This is a genomic window from Sphingomonas sp. Ant20 (genome assembly GCF_000783375.1).
Lineage (GTDB): Bacteria > Pseudomonadota > Alphaproteobacteria > Sphingomonadales > Sphingomonadaceae > Sphingomonas > Sphingomonas aerolata.
Genome location: NZ_JRVI01000227.1, coordinates 1 through 1,795, shown reverse-complemented (window position 1 = coordinate 1,795; position 1,795 = coordinate 1). Strand labels below are relative to the sequence as shown.

The window sequence follows — 1,795 nt, the reverse complement described above, 5'->3', positions numbered from 1 at the left end:
CAGCGCATCGTCACGCTCGGCGCGATCGACGCGGTCTCGTACGCCGCGCGCAACCGCTCGCCCGCCGCAAACTGCCGCGCATCGATCAGCCCGCGCGACCGCAGCCAGGTCAGCGGCGACTCCGCGCGATTGACCGTCACGCTCCGCCCGCCGATCCGCCCGCCGCGCGCGACACCTTCCCGCTGCACCTCCCGCTCACCGACCCTGTCAGCTTCCCGCTCACCTTCCCTGTCAGGCTCCCGCCGCATGCCCCGCCCGTCGATCGCGACCTCGATCAGATCCTGCATACGCCGCCCTTTCCATTTGCCGAGTCCCGTTTGTCTTGCCATATTCGACCAGAAATTGCAAGAGAAACCAACCTATCTGGTTTGTGCAAGCGACGGAGCCTGTCCATGATCACTGCTATCCGTGCCGTCCGCCGCGCCAAGGGATTGACGCTCGACGACGTCGCAAGGCGTTGTGATCCCCCGACAACCGCGCAGACGATCGGCCGGCTCGAGACGGGGACGCGGACCGTCTCGGTCGGCTGGCTCAACCGGATCGCCGCCGCGCTCGACGTCGCCGCGGTCGATCTGGTGACGATGCCCGAACGCGCCGATCTGCCCGTCGTCGCGATCCTGGATTCGACCGGAATTCAAGCCCCTACCCGCCCCAACCTCGCCACCCCGCCGCATGTCGAGCCGGGTCAGGTCGCGGTCACGGTGGCCGCCGGCGTCGGCGACTACCGCACGGGCGACGTGCTCTGGTGCACCACGCTCGGTCCCGACGACTTCGAGAGCGCGCTCTACCGCGACGTGCTCGTCCCCCGCCCCGCCGGCCGCTTCGCCTTTGGCCGTCTGGTCGCGCTAACCGACGGCAGCCCAACGCTTATTCCGGTTGGCGACGATGCCGCGCCCCAGCAGATCGAGCGCCCCGTCTGGATCGCCCGCGCGGTCCGCCTGATCCGCACGCTCTGAGTCGCCGCCCCGCATTGACGGCCCGGAGGCGGCGGGCCATCGCTGCCGCATGATCCGCGGTTTCTTCCTCTCGCTCGGCCAGCTCGGCGATCCGCCGGTGCTGCGCGTCTTCGCCAAGTCGATGGCGGTGACCCTGCTCGTCTTCGCCGCGCTCGGCCTGCTCATGTGGCTGGGCGCAAAGGCAATTTTCGCCGCTTGGCTCGGCAGCGACCAGGCCGGGATCGCCGCCGCGGTCGCGTTGTTCCTGACCATCCTCGCGGTCTGGATCCTGTTTCGCGCGGTCGCGATCGCGGTCGTCGGGATCTTCGCGGACGATGTCGTCGCCGCGGTCGAGGCGCGGCATTATCCCGCCCGTCTCGCCACCGCGCGGCCCGTGCCGTTCGCGCGCAGCCTCGCCATGGGATTGCGCTCGGCGTTCCGCGTGCTGCTCGTCAACCTGTTGATGGTGCCCGTCTATATCGGCCTGCTCGTCACCGGGGTCGGGACCGCGGCGGCGTTTTTCGTGGTCAATGGCTGGCTGCTCGGGCGCGATCTCGGCGACATGGTGGCGGCGCGCCACACGGACGCCGCGGCGATGCGGGGCTGGCGTGCGACGACGCGGGCGTCACGCTTCGTGCTGGGTCTTGCGAACACCGCGCTGTTCGTGGTTCCGATCCTCAACATCGCCGCCCCCCGTGCTGGGCGCGGCGATGGCGACGCATTTTTATCACGGGACGCGCGCAGCGGTGCGCGCCCGGGGGACCAGCTGATGACGAGATCACGTGTCAACGCGTTGAAAGGCTTCGTAATCTCGCGGTCCGCCCCGGGCCTGGCGATGGCCCTCGGCCTCGCGCTCGCCG

The 1,795-nt window shown here is 69.7% G+C and carries 3 protein-coding genes; 2 read left to right on the top strand and 1 reads right to left on the bottom strand.

Features of this window, described 5'->3' with window-relative positions; genetic code table 11:
* A partial coding sequence (locus NI18_RS19100; protein WP_306286532.1) for a DUF6456 domain-containing protein occupies positions 1–287 on the bottom strand: 287 nt, incomplete at its 3' end.
* A 105-nt stretch (positions 288–392) separates the two neighbouring features.
* On the opposite strand from NI18_RS19100, the gene NI18_RS19095 reads away from it, so the two are divergent.
* Together NI18_RS19095 and NI18_RS19090 are read left to right on the top strand one after the other, a co-directional pair.
* A complete protein-coding gene (locus NI18_RS19095; RefSeq protein WP_031394722.1) occupies positions 393–956 on the top strand; it encodes a helix-turn-helix transcriptional regulator in 564 nt (187 codons plus the stop codon).
* Positions 957–1,005: 49 nt separating this feature from the next.
* Positions 1,006–1,795, top strand: a 790-nt coding sequence (locus NI18_RS19090) for an EI24 domain-containing protein (protein ID WP_347574889.1), incomplete at its 3' end; no start/stop codon positions are given.

Coding starts and splice junctions, on each gene's coding strand:
- NI18_RS19095 (WP_031394722.1), top strand. CDS start 393: ATGATCACTGCTATCCGTGCCGTCCGCCGCGCCAAGGGATTGACGCTC.